Annotated in this window: 1 protein-coding gene and 2 pseudogenes; all 3 read left to right on the top strand. The window is 42.9% G+C overall.

Translation table 11 applies throughout. The features are described from left to right. Nucleotides 1-727: pseudogene (locus tag A3842_RS31475) on the top strand (IS5 family transposase); the annotation flags it as partial. 21 nt (nt 728-748) lie between these two features. Beyond that, nucleotides 749-2,114, top strand: a pseudogene (locus tag A3842_RS08220) (amidase family protein). A gap of 255 nt (nt 2,115-2,369) precedes the next feature. Next, complete coding sequence (locus A3842_RS08215; RefSeq protein WP_074101042.1) at nt 2,370-2,795, top strand: GNAT family N-acetyltransferase; 426 nt, start codon at nt 2,370-2,372, stop codon at nt 2,793-2,795. Nucleotides 2,796-2,964 lie beyond the last annotated feature (169 nt).

The following is a 2,964-nucleotide window of genomic DNA, read 5'->3' as shown; positions in this document are numbered from 1 at the left end:
AAGGACATGTTTCCACCCTACAAAACAGGGCGTCCGTCAAAATTAAGTGAAAGAACCATGTTTAATGCTTTTTTATGGATCGCTCGAAGTGGTGCTGCCTGGCGCGATCTACCGGAGGAACGCTATGGTTCATGGAAAACGGTCTACAGTCGCTTCTGCAAGTGGCGAGATACCGGACTGCTTGTCGCGATCTTCCAAACTCTTCAGGTCGAACCTGACTTTGAAAACTTGAGCATTGATTCTACATCGGTCAAAGCCCATCAACATAGTGCCGGTGCTAAAAAAACGCCCCAGGACACGAAGTGAATCAGCACATCGGTGTCAGTCGTGGCGGAAAGACAACCAAACTTCAACCGTCGTCGATGGATTAGGAAATCCCCTCGCTTTTCTTCTGACGGGTGGTCAAGTCTACGATTCCGTTCCAGCGATCGATTTACTTCAGAAGCTTGATATTACAGGAAGTCATATTCTTGGCGACAAAGCCTATGGCTCAGAAGTGATTCGGAATTGGATTACAGCTAAGCAGGCATCCTACACTATCCCGCCTAAAGCGAATAGTCAAAACCCATGGAAAGTCGATTGGTATCGGTACAAAGAGCGACACTTAGTGGAGTGCTTTTTCAATAAAATCAAACATTTTCGCCGTGTGGCTACTCGTTACGACAAATTGGCCAAGTCATTCTTGGCGTTTGTATACGTAGCTGCCATTTTCAAATTGACTCAATGAAAAGTTTTCAGACACGACCTAGTGTTTTGCTACTTATCACGTATCGCAAAATATGATCAGGATGGCCCTCACATAAATTCCATCATGGAAATTAACCCCGATGCCATTTTCATCGCAGAAGCACTCGATATAGAACGTCAGCGCAAGGGGAGTAGAGGACCGCTTCATGGCATACCGATTCTCGTTAAGGATAATATTGAAACCGGAGACAAGATGCGTACCAGTGCGGGAGCTTTAGCACTAGCACAGCATGTAAGTACGAGGGACGCTTTCTTGATTCGCCGATTAAGAGAATCGGGGGCCATCATTTTGGGCAAGACGAATATGACAGAATGGGCTAACGGTATTTCCTCGACGATGTGGGCAGGTTATAGTTCAAAGGGGGGGCAGGTCGCGCACCCCTATGGTGATTTTTTCGTAGGCGGATCCAGTACGGGATCGGCAGCAGCGGTGGCCATGAGTTTTGCAGCGGCGGCGATAGGCACAGAAACCTCCGCTTCAATTCTAAGTCCGGCCATACAGATGTCTATTGTCGGCATTAAACCGACCATCGGCTTAATTAGCCGCTCAGGACTTATTCCTTTTTCTTATTCACAAGATACAGCAGGGCCGATGGCAAGGACGGTTTCAGATGCGGTTGTTCTGCTTAACGCATTAGCTGGAAGGGATGAGCGCGACCCAGCAACCTGGCGTAATGACCATGCTATACAGGACTACACACCGTTCTTGGACAAGAATGGCCTACAGGGAGCTAGAATTGGGGTCTTTTGTGAAGTGCCAGATTCCCAGCGTGAATCTGGTGAATATAATGAGGAGCTATTTCATCAAGCATCCTCCGAATTGATAAAAGCAGGAGCCGAAGTAGTAGAAAATATCGACATTCCTTCGTTTCATGGTCCATGGCATTGGAACAAGATGAATTTAGAATTCAATCATGGAGTGGAGAATTACTTGCAGCGCCTCCCGGCACACATGCCGGTTCATTCATTGTCCGAACTCATCGATTGGAATGAAAAGTATGCAGATGCAGCCCTGAAATATGGTCAAGATATATTAGAATTCCGGGAAGGGCTAACCGATCCCTTGAAAAATAAGGACTATATCATGGAATCAATTATGGATTTATATCTAGCCCAGAACGAAATGAATAGATTATGCGATAAATAGTTATCAGTTAGATGCGATAATGTTTCCAGCTTATATTGGAGCGGATATATGTGCCAAAGCTGGTTATCCATCTATTGCTATCCCCGCAGGGTACGGAGCAAACGGCAGACCATTTGGTATCACATTTGCCGGAAAAGCATTTACTGAACCTACCTTAATTCGCATAGCTTATTCTTTTGAACAAATAACAAAACATCGCAAAAAACCTATTTTCAACTAAAGGAGGACTATATAGGTAACTTCCCATTTACTTATTATACGTACTTCCCAATTACCTAAGTATTATGGTTTTGGCTGCTTTTACCGTGAATTGCAATTGGAGTTATGAAGGTAAGAGGACATTAAACTCCCTCGAAATGATTCAGTTTCCTCACGGGCAGCATAGTTTAATTAAAGTCGTTATTTATTGTCCGTGCTTAACTGTGTTCTGTTAGAATGCCATTAGATACTAATGTGGCATAAAGGAGGAATAAAGTTGAGGATCGTTTTTGCAACTGACTCAGACTATGAATACATACGAAACCGTGACCCTCATATTTCAGAGAGCTTAATACTGTCAAAAATAAAGGGAAATGAGGTATACATTCTTCGTAATCCGGATGAAAGTAATATCGGATGGATGAGGTATGGATATTTTTGGGACAACACCCCTTTCCTGAACATGATTTGGGTTGATGAACAATATCGAGACAAGGGGGTAGGAAAGCAAGTTGTCCTCTTTTGGGAAGAACAAATGATACAAAAAGGCTTCAATCTGGTTATGACATCCACTCAGGCTGATGAAGGAGCCCAACATTTTTATAGAAAACTAGGCTACCAAGATGCAGGATGCTTAATACTTGATACACAACCTTTGGAAATACTCCTCACAAAAAACTTAAGCTCTAACGGGGAACGATAGCTCAATAATACGTTATGTAAAATACACGCAAAGTAACTAAAAGAACAAAGTAAGTACAATGCCAGAATACTCACACATTCAAACTTATTTGAAGTGTAATGAGAATAACTATAATAAAGTAATTGACTAAATAAAGAAAAGCCGAAACCACTGGAAGAGAGGAATGATA

It is taken from the genome of Paenibacillus sp. P3E (genome assembly GCF_001909045.1).
GTDB lineage: Bacteria > Bacillota > Bacilli > Paenibacillales > Paenibacillaceae > Paenibacillus_AQ > Paenibacillus_AQ helianthi.
The sequence above is the reverse complement of the archived record's forward strand: the minus strand, read 5'-3'. Positions and strand labels throughout refer to the sequence as shown.